The 20,281-nt window shown below is 63.8% G+C and carries 22 protein-coding genes and 1 pseudogene; 16 read left to right on the top strand and 7 right to left on the bottom strand.

Annotated features, from left to right (window positions below; all coding sequences use genetic code 11):
• The first annotated feature begins 88 nt into the window (after positions 1-88).
• The 7 genes and pseudogenes from ccoN to P8T11_RS09690 all read left to right on the top strand — a co-directional run bounded on the left by ccoN (position 89) and on the right by P8T11_RS09690 (position 5,673).
• A complete protein-coding gene (gene ccoN, locus P8T11_RS09720) occupies positions 89-1,585 on the top strand; it encodes a cytochrome-c oxidase, cbb3-type subunit I (RefSeq protein WP_268082131.1) in 1,497 nt (498 codons plus the stop codon).
• Between the two features lie 10 nt (positions 1,586-1,595).
• Positions 1,596-2,357, top strand: a complete 762-nt coding sequence (gene ccoO / locus P8T11_RS09715; protein ID WP_268082132.1) for a cytochrome-c oxidase, cbb3-type subunit II — start codon at positions 1,596-1,598, stop codon at positions 2,355-2,357.
• A 2-nt stretch (positions 2,358-2,359) separates the two neighbouring features.
• Positions 2,360-2,536, top strand: coding sequence for a cbb3-type cytochrome oxidase subunit 3 (locus P8T11_RS09710; RefSeq protein ID WP_268082133.1), 177 nt, complete (start codon positions 2,360-2,362; stop codon positions 2,534-2,536).
• A pseudogene (gene ccoP, locus P8T11_RS09705) lies at positions 2,533-3,459 on the top strand (cytochrome-c oxidase, cbb3-type subunit III); the annotation flags it as partial. The gene P8T11_RS09710 and the pseudogene ccoP, both read left to right, overlap by 4 nt.
• Before the next feature lie 216 nt (positions 3,460-3,675).
• Entirely contained in the window at positions 3,676-5,166 is a 1,491-nt protein-coding gene (ccoG, locus tag P8T11_RS09700) for a cytochrome c oxidase accessory protein CcoG (RefSeq protein ID WP_268082135.1), read from the top strand.
• 18 nt (positions 5,167-5,184) lie between these two features.
• The gene (locus P8T11_RS09695) at positions 5,185-5,421 is read left to right on the top strand and encodes a FixH family protein (RefSeq protein ID WP_268082136.1); all 237 of its coding nucleotides are present in this window, start codon (positions 5,185-5,187) and stop codon (positions 5,419-5,421) included.
• Between the two features lie 15 nt (positions 5,422-5,436).
• A complete protein-coding gene (locus P8T11_RS09690) occupies positions 5,437-5,673 on the top strand; it encodes a hypothetical protein (RefSeq protein ID WP_100856481.1) in 237 nt (78 codons plus the stop codon).
• 63 nt (positions 5,674-5,736) lie between these two features.
• On the opposite strand, the gene P8T11_RS09685 is transcribed toward P8T11_RS09690, so the two are convergent.
• The gene (locus tag P8T11_RS09685) at positions 5,737-6,078 is read right to left on the bottom strand and encodes a zinc ribbon domain-containing protein YjdM (protein ID WP_268082137.1); all 342 of its coding nucleotides are present in this window, start codon (positions 6,076-6,078) and stop codon (positions 5,737-5,739) included.
• A 101-nt stretch (positions 6,079-6,179) separates the two neighbouring features.
• Positions 6,180-7,115, bottom strand: a complete 936-nt coding sequence (locus P8T11_RS09680) for a LysR family transcriptional regulator (protein ID WP_268082138.1) — start codon at positions 7,113-7,115, stop codon at positions 6,180-6,182.
• A 121-nt stretch (positions 7,116-7,236) separates the two neighbouring features.
• Between P8T11_RS09680 and P8T11_RS09675 the strand changes: the two genes are divergently transcribed.
• From P8T11_RS09675 to P8T11_RS09650, 6 genes are all read left to right on the top strand, one after another.
• On the top strand, positions 7,237-8,229 hold the full coding sequence (locus P8T11_RS09675) for a Bug family tripartite tricarboxylate transporter substrate binding protein (protein WP_268082139.1): 993 nt from the start codon (positions 7,237-7,239) through the stop codon (positions 8,227-8,229).
• A 6-nt stretch (positions 8,230-8,235) separates the two neighbouring features.
• Positions 8,236-9,261, top strand: a complete 1,026-nt coding sequence (locus P8T11_RS09670; protein WP_268082140.1) for a 4-hydroxythreonine-4-phosphate dehydrogenase PdxA — start codon at positions 8,236-8,238, stop codon at positions 9,259-9,261.
• Between the two features lie 13 nt (positions 9,262-9,274).
• Positions 9,275-10,447, top strand: a complete 1,173-nt coding sequence (locus P8T11_RS09665; protein ID WP_268082141.1) for an L-rhamnonate dehydratase — start codon at positions 9,275-9,277, stop codon at positions 10,445-10,447.
• Positions 10,448-10,474: 27 nt separating this feature from the next.
• On the top strand, positions 10,475-11,431 hold the full coding sequence (locus tag P8T11_RS09660) for a dihydrodipicolinate synthase family protein (protein ID WP_268082399.1): 957 nt from the start codon (positions 10,475-10,477) through the stop codon (positions 11,429-11,431).
• A gap of 95 nt (positions 11,432-11,526) precedes the next feature.
• The gene (locus tag P8T11_RS09655) at positions 11,527-12,450 is read left to right on the top strand and encodes an ABC transporter ATP-binding protein (protein ID WP_268082142.1); all 924 of its coding nucleotides are present in this window, start codon (positions 11,527-11,529) and stop codon (positions 12,448-12,450) included.
• A complete protein-coding gene (locus P8T11_RS09650) occupies positions 12,447-13,208 on the top strand; it encodes an ABC transporter permease (RefSeq protein WP_050445042.1) in 762 nt (253 codons plus the stop codon). The genes P8T11_RS09655 and P8T11_RS09650 overlap by 4 nt, the downstream gene beginning before the upstream one ends.
• Positions 13,209-13,288: 80 nt before the next feature.
• Here P8T11_RS09650 and P8T11_RS09645 read toward each other — a convergent pair whose 3' ends face one another.
• The 3 genes from P8T11_RS09645 to P8T11_RS09635 form a co-directional block, all read right to left on the bottom strand.
• Positions 13,289-13,987 carry a glutathione S-transferase family protein gene (locus P8T11_RS09645; protein WP_268082143.1) on the bottom strand — a complete coding sequence of 233 codons (699 nt, stop codon included), beginning with the start codon at positions 13,985-13,987 and terminating at the stop codon, positions 13,289-13,291.
• Positions 13,988-14,190: 203 nt separating this feature from the next.
• Positions 14,191-14,583, bottom strand: a complete 393-nt coding sequence (locus P8T11_RS09640; protein ID WP_268082144.1) for a DUF4168 domain-containing protein — start codon at positions 14,581-14,583, stop codon at positions 14,191-14,193.
• A gap of 481 nt (positions 14,584-15,064) precedes the next feature.
• The gene (locus tag P8T11_RS09635) at positions 15,065-15,904 is read right to left on the bottom strand and encodes a sulfite exporter TauE/SafE family protein (RefSeq protein WP_268082145.1); all 840 of its coding nucleotides are present in this window, start codon (positions 15,902-15,904) and stop codon (positions 15,065-15,067) included.
• A 106-nt stretch (positions 15,905-16,010) separates the two neighbouring features.
• Between P8T11_RS09635 and P8T11_RS09630 the strand changes: the two genes are divergently transcribed.
• A complete protein-coding gene (locus P8T11_RS09630; protein WP_268082146.1) occupies positions 16,011-16,778 on the top strand; it encodes an AraC family transcriptional regulator in 768 nt (255 codons plus the stop codon).
• Positions 16,779-16,805: 27 nt separating this feature from the next.
• Here the strand turns inward: P8T11_RS09630 and trhA are convergent, their stop codons facing one another.
• The gene (gene trhA, locus P8T11_RS09625) at positions 16,806-17,450 is read right to left on the bottom strand and encodes a PAQR family membrane homeostasis protein TrhA (RefSeq protein ID WP_268082147.1); all 645 of its coding nucleotides are present in this window, start codon (positions 17,448-17,450) and stop codon (positions 16,806-16,808) included.
• A 374-nt stretch (positions 17,451-17,824) separates the two neighbouring features.
• Between trhA and P8T11_RS09620 the strand changes: the two genes are divergently transcribed.
• Together P8T11_RS09620 and P8T11_RS09615 are read left to right on the top strand one after the other, a co-directional pair.
• Positions 17,825-18,916 carry an extracellular catalytic domain type 1 short-chain-length polyhydroxyalkanoate depolymerase gene (locus tag P8T11_RS09620; protein ID WP_268082148.1) on the top strand — a complete coding sequence of 364 codons (1,092 nt, stop codon included), beginning with the start codon at positions 17,825-17,827 and terminating at the stop codon, positions 18,914-18,916.
• 145 nt (positions 18,917-19,061) lie between these two features.
• Positions 19,062-19,574: a DUF1993 domain-containing protein gene (locus P8T11_RS09615; protein WP_268082149.1), complete on the top strand. Its 513-nt coding sequence runs from the start codon at positions 19,062-19,064 to the stop codon at positions 19,572-19,574.
• An 88-nt stretch (positions 19,575-19,662) separates the two neighbouring features.
• Here the strand turns inward: P8T11_RS09615 and P8T11_RS09610 are convergent, their stop codons facing one another.
• Positions 19,663-20,160, bottom strand: a complete 498-nt coding sequence (locus tag P8T11_RS09610; RefSeq protein ID WP_268082150.1) for a VOC family protein — start codon at positions 20,158-20,160, stop codon at positions 19,663-19,665.
• Between the last annotated feature and the right edge of the window lie 121 nt (positions 20,161-20,281).

Genomic DNA, 20,281 nt, shown 5'->3' with positions numbered 1-20,281 from the left:
ACGCGCGCTTGATCCATATCAACGCCGACTTCTAGACCCGGTCCCATCATTCAAGCCTGGAGCTATTTGTTACTTTGGGGGAAGGGTGATGAACGATTGCGCCGCAATCGCAAGCAAGGCCGACACCTTCAACTACAAGATCGTGAGGCAGTTCGCGCTCATGACGGTGGTTTGGGCGATTGTCGGCATGGCTGTGGGCGTTTTTATCGCCGCGCAGCTGATTTGGCCTCAGTTGAATTTCGACACCGCATGGCTCAGCTACGGCCGCCTGCGCCCGCTGCACACCAACGCGGTGATCTTCGCCTTCGGCGGCAGCGCGTTGTTCGCCACGTCGTACTACGTGGTCCAGCGCACCTGTCAGACGCGGCTGTTCTGCGACAAGCTTGCCGCCTTCACGTTCTGGGGCTGGCAAGTCGTTATCGTTGCCGCCGCCATCACCTTGCCGATGGGGTTCACCAGCAGCAAGGAATACGCCGAACTCGAATGGCCCATCGACATCCTGATCACGCTGGTCTGGGTGGCCTATGCCATCGTTTTCTTCGGCACCATCATCAAGCGCCGGTCCAAGCACATCTACGTGGCCAACTGGTTCTTTGGCTCGTACATCCTCACCATCGCCATCCTGCACATCTTCAACAACATTGAAATGCCGGTCTCGATGTGGAAGTCGTACTCGGCTTACGCCGGCGTGCAGGACGCCATGGTGCAGTGGTGGTATGGCCACAACGCCGTGGGTTTCTTCCTGACCACCAGCTTCCTGGGCATGATGTATTACTTCGTGCCCAAGCAGGCCGGCCGCCCGATCTATTCGTATCGCCTGTCCATCGTCCACTTCTGGGCGCTGGCCTTCACCTACATGTGGGCGGGTCCGCACCACTTGCTGTACACGTCGCTGCCTGACTGGACGCAATCGCTGGGCATGACGTTTTCGCTGATTCTGCTGGCGCCGTCCTGGGGCGGGATGATCAACGGCATCATGACGCTGCAAGGGGCCTGGTACAAGCTGCGCACCGACCCGATCCTGAAGTTCATGGTCACCGCGCTGTCGTTCTACGGCATGTCCACGTTCGAAGGGTCGATGATGTCGATCCGCACGGTCAATTCGCTATCGCACTACACGGACTGGACCATCGGCCACGTGCATTCCGGCGCGTTGGGCTGGGTGGCGATGATTTCCTTCGGCTCGCTTTACTACCTGATCCCGCGTCTGTACGGCCGCGAAAAGATGTACAGCGTGAAGGCCATCGAACTGCACTTCTGGATCGCCACCATCGGCGTGGTGCTGTACATCGCCGCCATGTGGATTGCCGGCGTGCAGCAGGGCCTGATGTGGCGTGACACCGCAAGCGACGGTACCCTGGTCTACAGCTTCGTTGAAGAACTGAAGACGCGCGCGCCGTACTACCTGATCCGCTTGCTGGGTGGCACCTTGTTCCTGTCGGGGGTGTTCGTGATGGCCTGGAACGTGTGGATGACGGTGCGCGGTGCGCTGCCGGTCAACCCCGCCATTCCCGAAGACGATCCCCATGCCGCTCGCCCGTCGGTCGCCGCGCCTGTCGCGCCCGTCGTGCCGGCCACTGCTTGACGAGGACATCATGGCCAACAATAAAACCGGCTTCTTTTCTCACCAGACGCTTGAGAAGAACATCGGCTGGATGATCATCGCGAGCATCCTGGTGGTGTCCTTCGCGGGCCTGGTTCAGATCATTCCGCTGTTCTTCCAGCACAGCACCACCCAGCCCGTGGCGGGCGTCGAGCCCTACAGCCCGCTGCGGCTGATGGGCCGCGACGTATACATCCGTGAAGGCTGCGTGGGCTGCCATTCGCAACAAGTGCGCGTGCTGGCCGCCGAAGTGCAACGCTATGGGTCGTATTCGACGGCGGCGGAATCGGTCTTCGACCACCCGTTCCTGTGGGGTTCCAAGCGCACCGGGCCCGACCTGGCGCGCGTGGGGGAACGCTATTCCGACGATTGGCACCGCATCCACTTGCGCGACCCGCGCAAGGTGGTGCCGGAATCGAACATGCCCGCCTATCCCTGGCTGCAAAAGACGGTGATCACCGGCCAGAACGTGGCCGAGCGCATGCGTGCCTTGCGCACGCTGGGCGTGCCGTACACGGATGAACAGATCGCCGCCGCGCCGAAGGAAATCGAAGGCAAGACGGAAGAGGACGCGCTGGTGGATTACCTGCAAAGCCTGGGCGTGGGCGTGCGCCGCGCCAAGCAGGCGGCCGAAGCCAAGCAGGCGGAAGAGGCCAGGAAGGCGGAAGAGGCCAGGAAGGCCGCTGAATCGGCCGCGCAGTCCGCTGTGCAACCCGCCGAGCAGGCGGTCACACAACCGGCCACGGGAGGCTGATCATGGTGGCTTACCTGAGCGCAATCGTTACCGCCATTTCGATGGCGACCTTTTTCGGCATCGTCTGGTGGGCCTGCTCGCGCGGCCGCCAGGGCGCCAACCGCGATGCGGCCCTGTTGCCGTTCGCCCTGCCCGATGAATTCGGCCAGGCACAACAAGATGGAGCGAATCGATCATGAGCGATTTCGTCAATGGCTTCTGGGGGATATTCATTTCGGTGGTCGCCGTGGGCGGCGTGCTCTGGTGCGTGTGGCTGCTGTACACGCAGCGCCGCTGGCTGGGCGCCAAGCCTGCCGCCGGGCAGGTGGAAGACACCGGCCACGTGTGGGATGGCGACCTGACCGAACTGAACAACCCCGTTCCCACGTGGTGGACGTGGATGTACCTGCTGGCCTGCCTGTTCGCGCTGGGCTATCTGTTCTTCATGCCGGGGCTGGGCTCGTACAAGGGCCAGCTGGGCTACAGCAGCACGGAAGAAGTGGCGCGGCACCAGGCCCAGATGGCCAACGCCGTGCGCCCCATCTACGCGCGTTTTGAAACCATGACCGTGCCGCAGATTGCGCAAGACATGGGCGCCCGTGAAATCGGCCAGCGCCTGTTCCTGAACAACTGCGCGCAATGCCATGGCTCGGACGCCAAGGGCGGCCCCAGCTTTCCCAACCTGACCGATGGCGACTGGCTGCACGGCGGTTCGCCGGAAGTCATCATGAAGACCATCAAGGAAGGCCGCCATGGCGTAATGCCGCCCTGGAAGTCTGCCATTGACGCCAAGGCGGCGGGCGACATCGCGCAGTACGTGCGTTCCTTGTCGGGCCTGACGGCGGACCCCATTCGCGTGTTTCGTGGCAAGCGCGAGTTCGGCAACTTCTGTGTGGCCTGCCACGGCGTGGACGGCAAGGGCAACCAACTGATGGGCGCGCCCAACCTGACCGACGACGTGTGGCTGTACGGGTCGTCGGAAGCGTCGATCGTGAAGACCATCCTGGACGGTCGCGACAACCGCATGCCCGCGCACGAGCACATCCTGAATCCTGAACAGATCAAGGTGTTGACGGCCTGGGTGTGGGGCTTGTCGAACAAGCCCGACGCTGCGGGAGAAGCGCAGGCGGTTGATGCCAAGGCGGTTGATACCAAGGCCGTCGATACCAAAGCGGTCGATACCCCGGCGGCAGGAACCCCGGCGGTCGATACCGCGGCGGTCGGCACCGTCGCAGTCGGCACCGCGCCCTTGGTCAAGTAAGTCGGCCAGCGGCGCTTAGGTGGGGCGGGCCGCGCACGGCCGGCCCCACATCATCGGATTCACCGTACGGAGCAGCATATGGATGATGGGTCAACCGCAAGCGTGGGCACGCCGCCTGGCGGCGACCCGCCGCCCTGGCGCCCGCACACCCGGCCGCCACGCCCCGGGGCTGAAACCCTGGAGCAGACGCTGGCGGGCGTGCGCAGCAAGATCTATCCGCGATCCGTCAGCGGCATCTTCGCCCGCTGGCGCATTGCGTTCGTGTTCATCACCCAGCTCATCTTCTACGGCTTGCCCTGGCTGCAATGGAATGGCCGCCAGGCCGTGCTGTTCGACCTGGGCGCGCGCAAGTTCTACCTGTTCGGGTTGGTGCTGTGGCCGCAAGACGTGGTGTACCTGGCCGTGCTGCTGGTGATCTCGGCGCTGGCGCTGTTCCTGTTCACCGCCGTGGCGGGCCGGCTGTTCTGCGGCTACGCCTGTCCGCAAACCGTTTACACCGAAATCTTCATGTGGATCGAGCGCAAGGTCGAAGGCGACCGCATTGCGCGCATTCGCCTGGACGAGTCGCCGTGGAGCCTGCGCAAGGCACGCCTGAAAATTACCAAGCACTTTTTGTGGATTGCGCTGGCCTGGTGGACGGGGTCCACCTTCATCGGCTATTTCGCGCCCATCCGCGAACTGGGCCATGAACTGTACACGCTGCAACTGGGCCCGTGGCAATGGTTCTGGATGCTGTTCTACGGCTTTGCCACCTGGGGCAACGCGGGCTTCATGCGCGAATCCGTGTGCAAGTACATGTGCCCGTACGCCCGCTTCCAGAGCGTCATGGTGGACCCCGACACCTTCGTCGTGACCTATGACAAGCGCCGTGGCGACCCGCGTGGCGGGCGCTCGCGCAAGGTCGACCACAAGGCGGCCGGCATGGGTGACTGCGTGGATTGCAGCCTGTGCGTGCAGGTCTGCCCCACCGGCATCGACATCCGCGACGGCCTGCAATACATGTGCATCGGCTGCGGCGCCTGTATCGACGCCTGCGAACAGGTCATGGACAAGATGCAGTACGAACCCGGGTTGATTCGGTACACGTCGGACCGCGCCATGCAAGACGGCCTGAGCGCCCAAAGCGCGCGTTCGCATCTGTTGCGCCCGCGCGTGCTGATCTACGGCACGCTGATCCTGATCCTTGCCGTGGCGTTTGTTGCCTCGCTGGCGATGCGCAACCCCTTGCGGGTGGACGTCATCCGCGACCGGGGCGCGCTGGGGCGCGAAGTGGCGGGTGGCCAGATTGAAAACGTCTACCGCCTGCAAATCATCAACACGTCGGACACGGCAATGCGGCTGCGCCTGTCGGCCGACGGCATGCCCGGCCTGCAAGTGATGGCCGGCCGCGCAGGCTCGGACACGGTCGACGTGGAAGCGGCGGCCAACAAGCTGGTGCCCATGGTGATCCGGGCGCCCGCGGGCGTGGAACCTGGCGCCCATCCCATCACGCTGCGCGCGCGCGGCCACGACGGCGAAAACCGGTCCATCCAGACCGACGAAGCCGCCAGTTTCTACGTACCCGATTAAGCCCGCCAAGGACTGCTCATGACACTTGCCCAACACGCCCCGATCCCGAAACCCTGGTACCAGGAACCCTGGCCGTGGATTCTGATGGCCGGCCCGTTCGCGGCCATGATCGGATGCTTTGTCACGATCTACTTCGCCTACAGCAACTTCATCCACGAGCCTATCCAGGACGGCGTGGTCAAGCGCGGCCTGGTCATCGAACAGGTTGCACCCCCGGCGAGCGAGGGCGCGGGCGCCGCGCAAGCCAAGCCTTAAGCAGGGAGAGCACAGATGGGCCTGCGTTCATTGATGTGGATTCTGTGGCCGTCGTTCCTGGCGGCCGGGATAGGCAGCGCGCTGATCTTCGCGCTGATCGACCCGCTGGATGTGGCGATCTTCGGGCACGTGCCCACCGGGCGCGTGGGCTTTTACACGGTGTCGTTCTTCGTGCTGTGGGTGATGGCGGGCATGTCCAGCACGCTCACGGCGTACCTGATGCCCAAAGCGGCGGAAGACGAAGATCTTTGAATTCGCAGCCTTGAATGGCCGCCCACCCGCGCGGCGCGGTGCCGCCCGGGTGGGCGCGTGGGGTCAGATCTTTTTCACGAATTCCGACTTGAGGCTCATCTGGCCAAAGCCGTCGATCTTGCAATCGATGTCGTGGTCGCTGTCGACCAGGCGGATGCCCTTGACCTTCGTGCCCATCTTCACCACGCCGCTTGAGCCCTTGAGCTTCAGGTCCTTGATGACGGTGATGGTGTCGCCGTCTTGAAGCACGTTGCCGGCTGAATCGCGGTAGACGCGGGCTTCTTCGACGACAGCGGCGGTATCTTGGGCCGACCACTCATGCGCGCATTCCGGGCAGATGTAGAGGCCGCCGTCTTCGTAGGTGTATTCGGATTGGCAGGACGGGCAGGCGGGCAATGCACTCACGGGGAAACCTCGGGTAAAACGCGCGGGTTGCGCAATCGGCGATTGTACGTCTCGGCGTTGGTAAATTCCGCTAATTTTCCGCTAACGCGCAAGCATCATCGTCAATTGTCGTGCAGCAAGTCGATAAAGTGCTGCCCGGCCGCGCTCAAGGGACGGTCGCGCGGCACGATGCTGCCGAAGGCGGTCAGCGTTTGGCGAATCTGGTAGGGCAATATCGCCAACAGGCCATGCGCCGCGTACCGGCTGGCAACCGATTCCGGAATCACGCCCAGCATGTGCGACTTCATCGCCAGGTTGGTGGTCGTCAGGATGGACGCCGATTCGATCAGCCCGGGCGGGGTCGCTACGTTGTGCGACCGGAATTCCTGTTCGATCACGTCGCGCATCGGGCTGCCGTGCGGTTGCAGAATCCAGGGATACGCGAGCATCGCCTCAAAGTCCAGGCGCTTATGCACGGACTGCGGCGCGGCCAGCGGATGGTCCACCGCCGCGATCACGGACAGCGCCTCGTCGCCGATCGGCCGGAACACGTAGTTGCGATCCGACAGGGTCAGCATTCGGCCGATCACCACATCCAGCTTGCCCTCGTTCAAGCGGGTGATCAGCAGGTCGCTGGTGCCGGTGGCTATCTCTACGGCGAGCAGCGGATAGGTCTGCTTCAAGCGCAGCAGCGCATCGGTCAGGTGCCCGGGCGACGCCGCCATGATGCTGCCGATGAACAGCTTGCCGGCGCTGCCCAGCCGCAGTTCGTCTAGCTCGCGCGCCAGCGACGACATGGTGCCGCGCATGCCCCGGAAATACCCCATCACGCAGGCGCCGGCCGGCGTCAGCGCCAGCCCGCGTCCCACCCGTTCAAACAGCGGCTGCCCCAGCGCCAGTTCCAGTTCGTGCAGCATTTTGCTGGCGGCCGATTGGGTCATGTTCAGTTGCGACGCCGCGGCCCGCAGCGTGCCGCGTTCGTCGATGGCCAGCAACAGCACGATCTGGCGCATGCGCAGCCGCGAAAGCAGGGCGGGAACATTCAAAGTGCGGTCCATGATTGATCGCCTGTAGTGAACGATTGGTGCAAAAGTTTCATTTTACGGAAACAGGCGATGTTTCTAAGATGGCTTCACAACAAAAGCCGTAAGCGGCGAAGAAATATCAAGGAGACAAACCATGAAGATCCGTAAGAGCCGCGCCATTCGCGCCTTCGCCGCCCTGGCCGCCGCCGCGCTGTGCCTGACAAGCCTGGCACCCGCCCAGGCGCAAAACGCCGACTGGCCGAACAAACCCCTGCGCCTGTTGGTGGGCTCCGCGCCCGGCGGCGGCACCGACGCCATGGCACGCGCCGTGGCTGACCGCCTGGGCCCGATGCTGAAACAGACCGTGGTGGTGGAAAACAAGCCGGGCGCCTCCAACACGCTGGCGGCGGACCAGGCGGCGAAGTCGGCCGACAGCCATACCATGGTGATGGGGGTCTCGACCGCCCACGCCATCGCCCCGCATCTGCTGAAGCTGGGTTACGACAATGACCGTGACCTGACGCCGGTGGTGTTCGTGGGGGCGGTGCCGAACATCCTGGTGGTCAACAACCAGGTGCCCGCCGAGTCCGTGCAGGCGCTTATTGCGCTGATCAAGCAACGTCCGGGCGAATTCAATTTCGCCAGCAGCGGCTCGGGCAGCACGCAGCACATTGCCGCCGAATTGTTCAAGGACGCCACGGGCGTGCAGATGACGCACATTCCGTATCGCGGCAGCGGCCCCGCCATGGTGGACCTGATGGGCGGACAGGTGCAGATGGCGTTTGAAACGGCGTCGTCCGTCATCCCGCATATCAAGAGCGGCAAAGTGCGGGCGCTGGCGGTGCTGAGCGCCCGCCGCAATCCCCAGCTTCCCGATGTGCCCACCATGGCCGAGGCCGGTGTGCCCGGCGTGGAGATGAGCGCCTGGTACGGCATCTACATGCCGGCCAGCACGCCCGCCGCCATCCAGAAGCGCATCCACGATGACGTGAACCAGATCCTGGCCCTGCCTGAAACGCAGGCCCGGCTGCTGGCGATCGGCGCGGACATCACCCCGATGAGCCAGGCGCAGTTCGCGCAGTTTCATACCGCCGAGAACCAGCGCTACGCCAGCATCATCAAGAAGAACAACATTTCCGTGGAATGACCTGACATGGACACGCAGCAAAAACCCGTTATTGCCCTGACCCTGGGCGACCCGGCCGGCATCGGCGCCGAGCTGATCGCCCGCCTGCTGGCCCGACCCGAAGCGTGCGAGCGCGCCAACATCGTGCTGGTGGGCGATGCCTGGTTGTGGCGCGAAGGCCAGCGCGTGGCGGGCGTGCAGGTGCCGACGCAAGCCGTGGACAGCATGGCCGCGGTGCGAAGCCGCGCCGATACCCACCAGCCCGCATGGCTGGCCATGGACACCGTGCGGGCCGACCAGGTGACCGTGGGGCAGGCCGAGGCGCCCGGCGGCGCGTCGGTGCTGCAAGTACTGAACGCTTGCATGGACGCGGCGCGCAACGGGCATATCGACGCCATCTGCTTTGCGCCCTTGAACAAGTACGCCATGAAGCAGGGCGGCTTGCGGCACGACGACGAGCTGCATCACTTTGCTCAGTACCTGGGCGTGACCGGCTACTTCTGTGAATTCAATACGCTGGGCGATCTATGGACCTCGCGCGTGTCGTCACACATTCCGCTCAAGGACGCCGCCGCCGCGCTTAGCGTTGACGGCATCAAGGCCGCCACGCGCCTGATCTATCGGTCATTGCAGGCCAATGGCATCGCCGCGCCGCGCGTGGCGGTGGCGGCCTTCAACCCGCACGGCGGTGACGGCGGCACATGCGGGCGCGAAGAAGTCGACATCATCGAGCCCGCCGTGCGCCAGATGAACGAGGAAGGGCTGCCGGTGCAGGGGCCGTTTCCCGCCGACACGATTTTCTTGAAAGCGCAGGCCGGCCAGTTCCAGGCGATTGTCACCATGTATCACGACCAGGGGCAGATCGCGATCAAGCTGCTGGGCTTTTCGCGCGGCGTCACGGTGCAGGGCGGCCTGCCCATTCCCATCACCACGCCCGCGCACGGCACTGCCTACGACATCGCGGGCCAGGGCCGCGCCAATGTGGACGCCACCTGGCAGGCGTTCCTGATCGCCTGCCGCATGGGCGCATCGCACCGAACCTCTTTTGTTTGAACAGGATCACACCATGAAGATCAAATCCGTCCGCGCCCGCGTTTTTGAATGGACCGGCAAGACCGTGCCGCCGCAAGGCAACTTCTGCTCCAACGCCATGGACCTGCTCTATTCACGCGAGGAAACCATGAGCACGTTCCGCTTTCATGGCTGGACGGTGGTGGAAGTGGAAACGGACGACGGCATCGTCGGGCTGGGCAATGTGGCGCTGGCCCCGCGCGTGGCCAAGACCATCATCGACCAGTACCTGTCGCCCCTGGTGGTGGGACAGGACCCCTGGGACTACGAATACCTGTGGCAGCGCATGTACCGCGCCACGCATGCGTGGGGCCGCAAGGGCGTGACGATGGCGGCGATTTCCGGCGTGGACCTGGCTATCTGGGACATCCTGGGCAAGTCGGTGGGCAAGCCCGTCTTCAAGCTCCTGGGCGGGCGCACCAAGGAGAAGATTCCCGTCTATTACTCCAAGCTGTACCGCACCGACCTGAAAGCCATGCAGGACGAGGCGCAAACCTATCTGGACCAGGGCTTCACCGCGTTCAAGATGCGCTTTGGCTATGGGCCCGCGCATTTGCAAAAGGGCGTGGTCGAGAACCTGAAATCGGTGGAGGCCATCCGCGAAGTCATCGGCTACGACACGGACCTGATGCTGGAATGCTATATGGGCTGGAACCTGGAATACGCCAAGCGCATCCTGCCCAAGCTTGAAAAGTTTGAGCCGCGCTGGCTGGAAGAGCCTGTGATTGCGGATGACATCGACGGCTACGCCGAGCTGAACCAACTGACCTCGATTCCGATCTCGGGCGGCGAGCACGAATTTTCGCTGTATGGGTTCAAGCAACTGCTGGACAGGAAGGCAGTGTCGGTGGTGCAGTACGACACCAACCGCGTGGGCGGCATCACGGCGGCGCACAAGATCAACGCGCTGTGCGAAGCCTACAGCGTGCCGGTCATTCCGCATGCCGGCCAGATGCACAACTACCACCTGACGATGAGCACGCTGGCCTCGCCCATGAGCGAGTACTTTCCGATGTTTGATGTGGAAGTCGGCAACGAGTTGTTCTACTACATTTTCGACGGCGAGCCGGTGGCCAAGGAAGGATTTATCGACCTGGACGACAACAAGCCCGGGCTGGGGCTGACGCTGAAGACCGAATATCTGAACGATTTCAACATCATCGAGTAAGCCGCCGTCATGACCAAACCCATGCCCATGCCTTTGACTCCAAGCAAAACCCCGACCCCGGCACCCCAGGCGCCGCGCTATCGCGGCATCTTCCCGGTGGTGCCCACCACGTTCACCGAATCGGGCGAGCTGGACCTGCCCAGCCAGAAGCGCGCGGTGGACTTCATGATCGATTCTGGCGTGGATGGCCTGTGCATCCTGGCCAATTTCTCGGAGCAGTTCGTGCTGTCGGACGACGAGCGCGAGGTGCTGACGCGGACCATTCTTGAACACGTAAGCGGCCGCGTGCCGGTCATCGTCACCACTACGCACTTCGGCTCGCGCGTCTGCGCGGCGCGCAGCCGGCGCGCGCAAGACCAGGGCGCCGCCATGCTGATGATCATGCCGCCGTATCACGGCGCCACCATCCGGGTGCCCGAAGCGCAGATTGAAGCCTTCTTCCAGCAGGTGTCGGACGCGGTGGATATTCCCATCATGATCCAGGACGCCCCGGTGGCGGGCACGCCGCTGTCGGCCGCGCTGCTGGCGAAGATGGCGCGCGAGATCGAACAGGTTTCGTATTTCAAGATCGAGACCGCGGGCGCGGCCTCGAAGCTGCGTGACCTGATTGCGCTGGGCGGGGCGGCCATCGAAGGCCCCTGGGATGGCGAAGAGGCCATCACGCTGCTGCCGGACCTGGATGCCGGCGCCACGGGGTCGATGACGGGCGGCGGCTTTGCCGACGGTATCCGCCCCATCATCGAGGCGCATCGCGCGGGCCAGCGCGACGAGGCCTACCGCCTGTATGAACGCTGGCTGCCGCTGATCAACTATGAAAACCGCCAGGGTGGCATTCTGACGGCCAAGGCCTTGATGAAGGCGGGCGGGGTGATTGATTGCGACGCGCCCCGGCATCCGTTCCCGCCCATGCGCGACGAGGTGCGCCAGGGCCTGCTGGAAACCGCCCGCCGGCTGGACCCCCTGGTGCTGCGCTGGGGGCGGTAGTTTCCAGATGTCAAACACAGCGTTCCACCAGGCCGACCAAGCGGCCCTGGTGTAACGAGTAAAATCCCCGGCTATCGATCACGTTGGGGGCTTGTGTGCAGCCGGTTATTTCAATTCAAGGTTTATCCAAGCGATACGCCTCGGGATTCCAGGCGCTCAAGGGCGTCAACCTGGATATTCAGCGCGGTGAAATCTTCGCCTTGCTCGGGCCGAACGGCGCGGGCAAGACGACGCTGATCAGCATCATCTGCGGCATCGTCAACCCGTCCGACGGCCGCGTGCTGGCCGATGGCCATGACATCGTGTCGGACTTTCGCGCGGCGCGTTCCAAGATCGGACTCGTGCCCCAGGAAATTTCCACCGACGCATTCGAAAGCGTGTGGAACACGGTTACGTTCAGCCGGGGCCTGTTCGGCAAGCCGGCCAACCCGGCCTACATAGAAAAAGTGCTGCGCGATTTGTCGCTGTGGGACAAGAAGGACAGCCGCATCATGGCCTTGTCGGGCGGCATGAAGCGCCGCGTGATGATCGCCAAGGCGCTGTCGCATGAGCCGGCCATTCTGTTCCTGGACGAGCCCACGGCGGGCGTGGACGTGGAATTGCGGCGCGGCATGTGGGAAATGGTGCGGCGGTTGCGTGAAAGCGGCGTCACCATCATCCTGACCACTCACTACATCGAAGAAGCGCAGGAAATGGCCGACCGCATCGGCGTGATCCGCCAGGGTGAGATCATCCTGGTGGAAGAAAAGAACGCGCTGATGGCCAAGCTGGGCAAGCGCCAACTGAGCCTGACCCTGAAGGCGCCGCTGCCGGGTATTCCCACCGCGCTGGACGCCTATCAACTGGACCTGTCCGCCGACGGCTACACGCTGGTCTATACCTATGACAACCAGGGCGGCGGCCAGATTTCGCAGTTGCTGCAGGACCTGGGCCGGCTCCAGATCGAATTCACCGACTTGAGTTCATCGGAAAGCTCGCTTGAGGACATCTTCGTCAGCCTGGTACACGGTCAATCATGAACTTCTACGCCATACGCGCTATCTACCTGTTTGAAATGGCCCGCGCCTGGCGCACGCTGATGCAAAGCGTGTTGTCGCCCGTGATTTCCACGTCGCTGTATTTCGTGGTGTTCGGCTCGGCCATCGGCTCGCACATGGTCGAGATCGACGGAGTCAGCTACGGGGCTTTCATCGTGCCCGGCATGATCATGCTGTCGCTGTTGACCCAAAGCATCGCCAACGCCTCGTTCGGCATCTACATGCCCAGGTTTTCCGGCACCATCTATGAGATCCATTCCGCGCCTATCTCGTACGTGGAAATAGTCATGGGCTATGTGGGGGCGGCGGCCAGCAAATCCATCATCCTGGGGCTGATCATGCTGGCCACGGCGCGGCTGTTTGTGTCGTTCGAGGTTGCCCACCCCTTCTGGATGCTGGGCTTCCTGGTACTGACCGCCGTGACCTTCAGCCTGTTCGGCTTCATCATCGGTGTGTGGGCTGACGGCTTCGAGAAGCTGCAGATCATTCCGCTGATGATCGTCACGCCGCTGACCTTCCTGGGCGGCACCTTCTATTCCATCAAGATGCTGCCGCCGTTCTGGCAGACCGCCACCTTGTTCAACCCGGTGGTCTACCTGGTCAGCGGCTTTCGCTGGGCGTTCTATGGCGTATCGGACGTCAGCCTGGGCGTCAGCGTGGGCATGACGCTGGTGTTCCTGCTGGCATGCCTGATCGGCGTGCGCTGGATCTTCAAGACGGGTTACCGCCTGAAGACCTGATCAGCGGGGGACCTCTTAGCGGTCCCTATTAGCGGGCCGTATTGGCAAGCCGCCTTGGCAAGCCCGCTTGGTGGCCCCTCTTAGCGGACCGCGGTCGGCGCCTTGCGCGCCAGGCCGCCAAAGGCGTCCAGCAGCCGTTCACGCCACGCGTATACGGGGTCGTCTTCGGCCAACAGTTCAAGCGGGCTGGTGCAGCGTGCCCACATGAACATGCCGAAGACGGCATAGTCGGCATAGCCGTGCAGTGCGCCCGACAAAAAAGGCTGCTTGCCCAGCGTGTGGCGCAAAGGCTGAAGCGCTGTTCGCAATAGGTCGATCTGTTCGGCGTAACCGGCCGGCAGATCTTCAAGCCTGCCAAAGCGCTTTTCGCGCGAGGCGCGGAAATAGTCCTTGTCCTTCTCGTGGATCAGCTCGTGGATGGTGGGCAGCAGCAAGCGCGCCAGCGTTGGCACCAAGGTGGCGTCCGCCCAGGAGTTCGCGAATAAGCCGAGCGCGCGGCCGCCCTCGCCATTGAACAGCGGTGGCCGCTCGGGGAAGGTGTCTTCCAGATAGCAGGCAATACGCCACGAATCGTTGACCATGTGCTCGTCATGCACCAGCACGGGCACCAGCTTCTGGCCTGAAAATTCGATGGCTTCTTTTTCGGTGAAGCGCCACGGCACGGTCTTGGCCGACAGCCCCTTGTGGGCCAGCGCCATGTGCGTTTTCCAGCAATGCGGGCTGAAGCGCAGCGTCTCGTCGGCGCCAGCCAGGTCATACAGGGTGAGATCCGGGGTCAAGATGCCGTGCTCCTTCCAGATGGGGTCGATAGCAGAACCGGCAGCCAGGATACTGCTTTCCGGTGGCGCGGAAAACGTGGCGCGAGTGGGCAGCGCGGATCGGAAGCGCAAATCGCAACGCGCAAATGAAAAGCGCCACGCGCTCAAAGAACGCGTGGCGCGGGCCGGACAATCCCCGGTCCGGCCGGTCATGCCTGTATGTCCTACTTCGACTTGCCCTGGCTCAGGTTCATCACCTTTTGCTTCAACTGCGGATCCTTCTGCACGGCCTGGCCGATGCCGTTGAATTCTTCAACCGTCAGGCCGTCGGCGCGCACCAGCTGCACCATCTTCGCGTCGGCTTCCTGCACGACCTTCTGCTTGTCGTCGTTGGTCTTCGCGGCGTCGACCTTGGGACGGTATTCGTCAACCACGCCCGACACCTTCTGCGATGCCGACGCAAAGCGCTGCAGTTGCTGGTCGGTGGGTTGGGTGATGGCGGGCGCCATCTGCGGCTGAGCGGCCGGCTGGCTGGCGTTCTGCGCCATCGCGGGAGCACCGGACAGCGCCGTCGTCAGGATGGCGGCGGATAGGAATGCGTAAGTGGAACGCTGCATGAAACCTCCGTGTTCCGGTTAAGTGTCCAACCATGATGAAGACCCCACGTGCCCAGGCGCAAGTTTCGCGATGTGTTTTCCTGTGTCGGCAGGCCACGAGCGGGCGCGGCCCTGTAGGAAGGAAGCCCCTGCGGCGGCGGCGGAAACGTTTTGCGTGGTTTCGTAGTGGCTGCTGGTCGCGATGTGTCGGCAGGTGTGCGCGCATGGAAAGTTGCGGCCCACGAATGTGCCCTGCGCATGATGTGATGGCCAGGCGACAGCAACCCAGTATTGACGGGACGGTCGTAGGATGGGTGTAGCGCGAGGAGACGTTCAGAAAAATCCAAGCGCCAAACGCGCGCAACCCATCAGCCGCCGATGGATATAAATCTGACCGCTGCCAGATGGGTTACGCGCGATGGTGCCCCGGCGATCTAGCCGCGGACACCGCGCGCTGCACCCATCCTACGTAGTTGCCGTTGTAGTTCGTTGCGACGGCCAGTCAGATCAGCAGCATGCTCACCATCACCAGCGCCAGCAGCGCGATGTAGATGCGTGCGTGCAGGCGGTCGGGAATGCGGGGAATCAGTGGGGCTGCCAGCCGGATGCCCGCCAACGAGCCCAGCGCCAGCACCGCGAAAGCCAGCAGGTCGACATAGCCGATGATCCACGGCGCAAGCGGGGCAGGCAGGCTGCGCGCCGCCGCCATGTAGGCCACGGTGCCCACGATGGCCACCGGCAAGGTCAACGGGTTTGCCATCGCCGCCGCCTGGGCCATCGGCAGGCCGCGACGGCGCAGCAGCGGCACCGTCATCACGCTGCCGCCCACGCCCAGAAACGTAGCGATGGCGCCGATCACCACGCCGCCACCCACCACAACGCCTCGGCCCAAGGGCGCGGGCGCGTGGGCGTCGGCTTGTGCCAGGAAGCCCTGGCGCAGCAGGCAGTCCAGGATGGTCACGGCCAGGTAGGCGATGAAGGCCCAACGCACCAGCTCGCCGCTGACGCGCGTGGCGGCCCACGCGCCCAGCAGCGCGCCCACGGCGATATAAGCCGCCAGCGGCCAGATGTACGCCCGCAAGAGTGTGCCCGCGCGCTGATGCTTGCGCGTCGCGGCGATGGCGTTCACCACCATCACGCAGGTGGACGTAGCGACGGCGATATGCATCGCGGACTGGCCGATGAGGTCGATGGCGCCCGGGGTTGCGCCGGAGTTTGCACCATGCATGGCGGTCAGTACGCCATACAGCACCGGCACCACGACGAAGCCGCCACCAAAGCCGAACAACACGGTCGTGACACCGCTGAGTCCGCCGAACAGCGCCAGTAATAGATAGAGCATGGCATTCATCCTGTAGAACAAGCCAGGACGATACGGCGGAGGGCGGTGGCTGGTTATCGCGCTTTGGACAATAATGTTCGAGTTTCGGCCAAATCACTTCTCTTGCATGCGCAACACCCATATCGACCGCTACGACGCGTTGGACCGCGCGGTGGTCGCCATCGGCAACGACTACCCGCCCGGCCATGTGCTGCCCGCGCATGCGCATCGGCGCGCTCAACTGCTGTATGGCGCGACCGGCGTCATGCATGTGGTCACGCGCGACGGAAATTGGGTGGTGCCGCCGCAGCGTGCAGTGTGGATTCCCGCTGGCGTGACCCATCAGGTACGCATGTGGGACGTCAGCACGCGTAGCGCGTATATCGAACCGGGCGCGGCGCGCGCCGATCAACAGGTGTGCGAAGTAATCGAGGTGTCGCCGCTGTTGCGGCAGTTGCTGCTGGACGCGGTAGACATGCCCGCGGCCTATGACCCCGCTGGCCGCGACGGCGCGTTGGCGGCTTTACTGCTGCACGAGGTCGATAGCGCGCCCGTGTTGCCGCTGCACATTCCGCTGCCGCGCGACAAGAAGCTGGCGCCGCTATGCCGCGCTTTCATCGCCACGCCGGATGCGCGCATGCCGCCGCAAACCTGGGCTGACCGGCTGCACATGAGCCCGCGCACGTTCAGCCGATATTTCCGTCAGCAGACGGGAATGGCGTTTGCGCAATGGCGCCAACGTGCTTGCGTGGTCTTGGCGCTGGCCCGCCTGGCGGCTGGCGGCTCGGTTACCGCGATTGCGCTGGACTTCGGCTACCAAAGCCCCGCCGCTTTCTCAACGATGTTCCGCCGCGTGCTGGGGCGCGCGCCTACCGACTACCTGCGGCATCGATAGGCCTCTCGTGGCGGGGTTGCGTAAAGCTCAGGCCGCGTACCAGAGCACCGCAAAAAAGTGGCAGACCGTGCCCGCCAGCACAAACAGATGCCAGATGAAATGGCTGTAGCGCCAGCGGTTGTCAAACACGAAGAACACCACGCCGCCTGTGTACGCCAGCCCGCCCGCCACCAACCAGGCAAGCCCGCCCGAGGGCACGCTTTCGATCAGCGGCTTGACCGCGATGATCACCAGCCACCCCATCGCCAGGTACAAACCGGTGGACAGGGCAGGGCGGTTCAACCGCTTGCTGGCCTTCAGTCCCACACCCAGCAACGCCATCGCCCACACCAGCCCGAACAAGGTCCAGCCCCAGGGGCCTCGCAGCGCGCCCAAGGCAAACGGCGTATAGGTGCCGGCAATCAGCAGGTAAATGGCCGAATGGTCCAGCACGTTGAATATCTGCTTGGCCCGGCACAGCGGCAAGGCGTGATAGATGGTGGACGCCAGATACAGCAAACACATCGACGCCGCGAAAACCGCCGCCGCCGCGATGAAGGCGGCATCGCCCTGACGGACTGCCGCCACAATCAGGATGGGCGCGGCGGCCAAAGCGCCCACGGCGCCGACGCCGTGGCTGATGGTGTTGGCGATTTCTTCGCCGAAGGTTTGGGGGCGGTCGTTGGGAAACATGAATACGTCTTATTGATGCAAGGCTACAACCATAAGCGCTTTGGGCGGCGGGCTCAATGGTTGGCGGGGTGGTGGGCGCGGGGGATGCGGGTCGCGCTTGATATTGTGCAAGTCCGGCGCACGGGATCGATCGGATCCGACCTATTCCACGGTTACCCTGTGATACATTTCATGCGGCTGTCCAACCGCCCGTAGAGGCGGACCTTTGTTCTTTTTCCTGGGCTCGCACCCGCGTTGGCGCATCGGCGTCAGCGCAACAGATACTCTTACCGTTCTGACCATCGCCGTCGCGTTGGTGTCCCGTTTGCAATGGCTGACGGGCGGCCCCGGCCCGGCCGGGAGGTTCTAGCAGGTTTACTGGCCGAGGCCTACCAATGGCGCGCAGTTTTACCAATCTGTTTTTCAAAGCGGCAAAGAAGCTGAGCAAGCTGCAACGCACGGCGATGCGCATGGCGACGCCCAAGCCAGCCCGCAAGCGGGCCACGTCGGCGCGCAAGGCGGCGGCCAAGACAGGGCCGGCCACGGCTGCTCCACGGCAGCCCGTGGCGCCATCGCTGGGTAGCGGGCGCTGGGAAGGCTCCCGGCAGTTTTCCGATGGTCAGGGGCGGCAACTGAGCTTCGCGCGCTATACCCCGGTTTCCGCGCCGCCCACGGGCATGCCCTTGGTGGTGATGTTGCATGGCTGTCGCCAGACCGCGCTGGCGTTCGCGCGGGGCACCCGGATGAACCAATGGGCGGACGCTGGTGGCTTCATGGTGCTGTATCCGCAGCAGTCCATGACGCGCCAGGTGCAGCGCTGTTGGCGCTGGTTCCAGCCCGATGACGCCCATGGCGGCGCCGAGGCCGATTTGATCGCGGCGCTGATCCAGTCGGAAGTGGCGCGGTACGGGCTGGACCCCGAGCGTGTCTATGTGGCGGGCCTGTCTGCGGGCGCGGGCATGGCGGCCTTGGTGGCCTTGCGCCATCCGTCATTGATCGCGGCGGTGGCGATGCACTCCGGGCCGGTGGTGGGCGACGCCCACAGTGCCACGGGCGGCATCAGCACCATGCGGCGCGGCTCGGTCAAGCCCTTGCTGCCGATGCTGGCAAGCGTGTCGAACCCGGCCGTGTTTCAACTGGGCATGCCCGCGCTGATTCTTCAAGGCCAACTCGACCCGGCGGTGGCGCCGCGCAACGCCAAACAATTGTTCGAGCAGTTCCGCGCACTGAACGACCTGCGCCCCGAAGACGTGCCGGTTGAGCGCGTGCTAGGCCTGGGCACTGACAAGGCCTACCGACGCGTGGACTTGCTGCGCGGTCGCAAAGCCGTGCTGCGCCTATGTGAGATCACGCGGCTGGAGCATGCCTGGAGTGGGGGCGACGCCTCGGTGAAGTATCACGCCCGGGTCGGGCCGGATGCGTCGGCGTTGGTGTGGCGGTTCTTCCAGGGCTTGCGCCGCACCGGCGCGGGCCGGCCAAAATCCTAGACAGGATTGTTCCGGTTTCGGGAATGGATATGTCGAGGCCGGGCGCCAGGAAAATGGCATCCGGCGGCTGTAAGATCGCCGCATCCCTGGCGTTTGCCGCCTTCTGCGCGCGCCAAGCAGACGAACCCCTTTGGAACTTCCTGCCATGACGCTTTCTGTTTATCAGGCATCCGTGCCCGTGTTCATCCGCGGCTTGACCGTGCTGGCCAGCCTGCTGGAAAAGGGCCTTGCCCATGCCGAAGCAGCGGGCACCGACCCCGCTGACCTGGTCAACGCGCGCCTGGCGCCTGACATGTACCCCTTGTCGGGCCAGATCCAACGCGCCAGCGATGCGGCCAAGTTCGCCGTGCAGCGTTTGTCGCAGGGGCAGGCGCCCAAGTTTCCCGATGAAGAAACCACGTTTGCGCAATTGCAGCAACGCATCCAGGACACGATCGCCTATCTGCAAAGCGTGACGCCCGAGCAGTTCGACGGCGCCGAGGACCGGCAGATCGTCATCAACTTCGGCGACTTCAAGCCCGAGTTCAAGGGCGACACATATCTGCTGAGCTTTGCGCTGCCGAACTTCTACTTCCACGTGACGACCGCCTACGCGATTCTGCGCAATGCGGGCGTGAAGCTCGCCAAGCTGGATTTCCTGGGGCCGTACCCGCAATAAGTAGCGCGCAGGGGCAGGGCAAACGCAGGGCGAACTCTGGTCAAACGCAGGCCGTGCAGACCTGCGTGCCCTAAGCCTGGCCGTGTGCTTACTTCTTGCTGGCGTCGCCGCAACCCGACATCTCGCCCATCTTGGCCATGTTCTGCTGGATTTCTTCGGGCGTGTAGTCGAACTGGTGCGTGGCGATCGACCAGCGATGGCCAAACGGGTCCAACACCTGACCGTAGCGGTCGCCCCAGAACATATCTTCGGCGGGCATCGCCAGGGTGGCGCCGGCGTCCACAGCTTGCTTCATCGCGGCGTCTACGTCCTTTACGTACAAATGCAGCGTGACGGGCGTGCCTTTGAGCGCCTTCGGGCCCAGGCTGCCCCATTCGGCGAAATCATCCATCAGCATCAGCACGGAATCGCCGATGCGCACAGCCGCGTGCATGATCTTGCCGTTGGGGCCGGGCAAGCGCGCAAGCTCCTCGGCGTTGAAGGCCTTTTTGTAGAAGGCGATGGCGTCGGCAGCGCCTTCGCAGATGATGTGCGCGGTCAGCGTGTGCATGCCGGCGGGAATGGGCGTGGTGGCGGGCGTTGCCATGATGCGTCTCCGAAAACGGTTGAGTGGTGGGTGGGGGACGGAGCGGCGTCACAAGAGGCTTTACCGTTTGGTCCCTGCCTATACGACGAACGGGCGGTGCCAAGATCGACACGCCGCGTCA

The sequence above is a fragment of the Achromobacter spanius genome, assembly GCF_029637605.1.
In the GTDB taxonomy this organism is placed as follows: domain Bacteria; phylum Pseudomonadota; class Gammaproteobacteria; order Burkholderiales; family Burkholderiaceae_B; genus Achromobacter; species Achromobacter spanius_E.
This window is presented reverse-complemented; position numbering and strand designations above follow the sequence as displayed.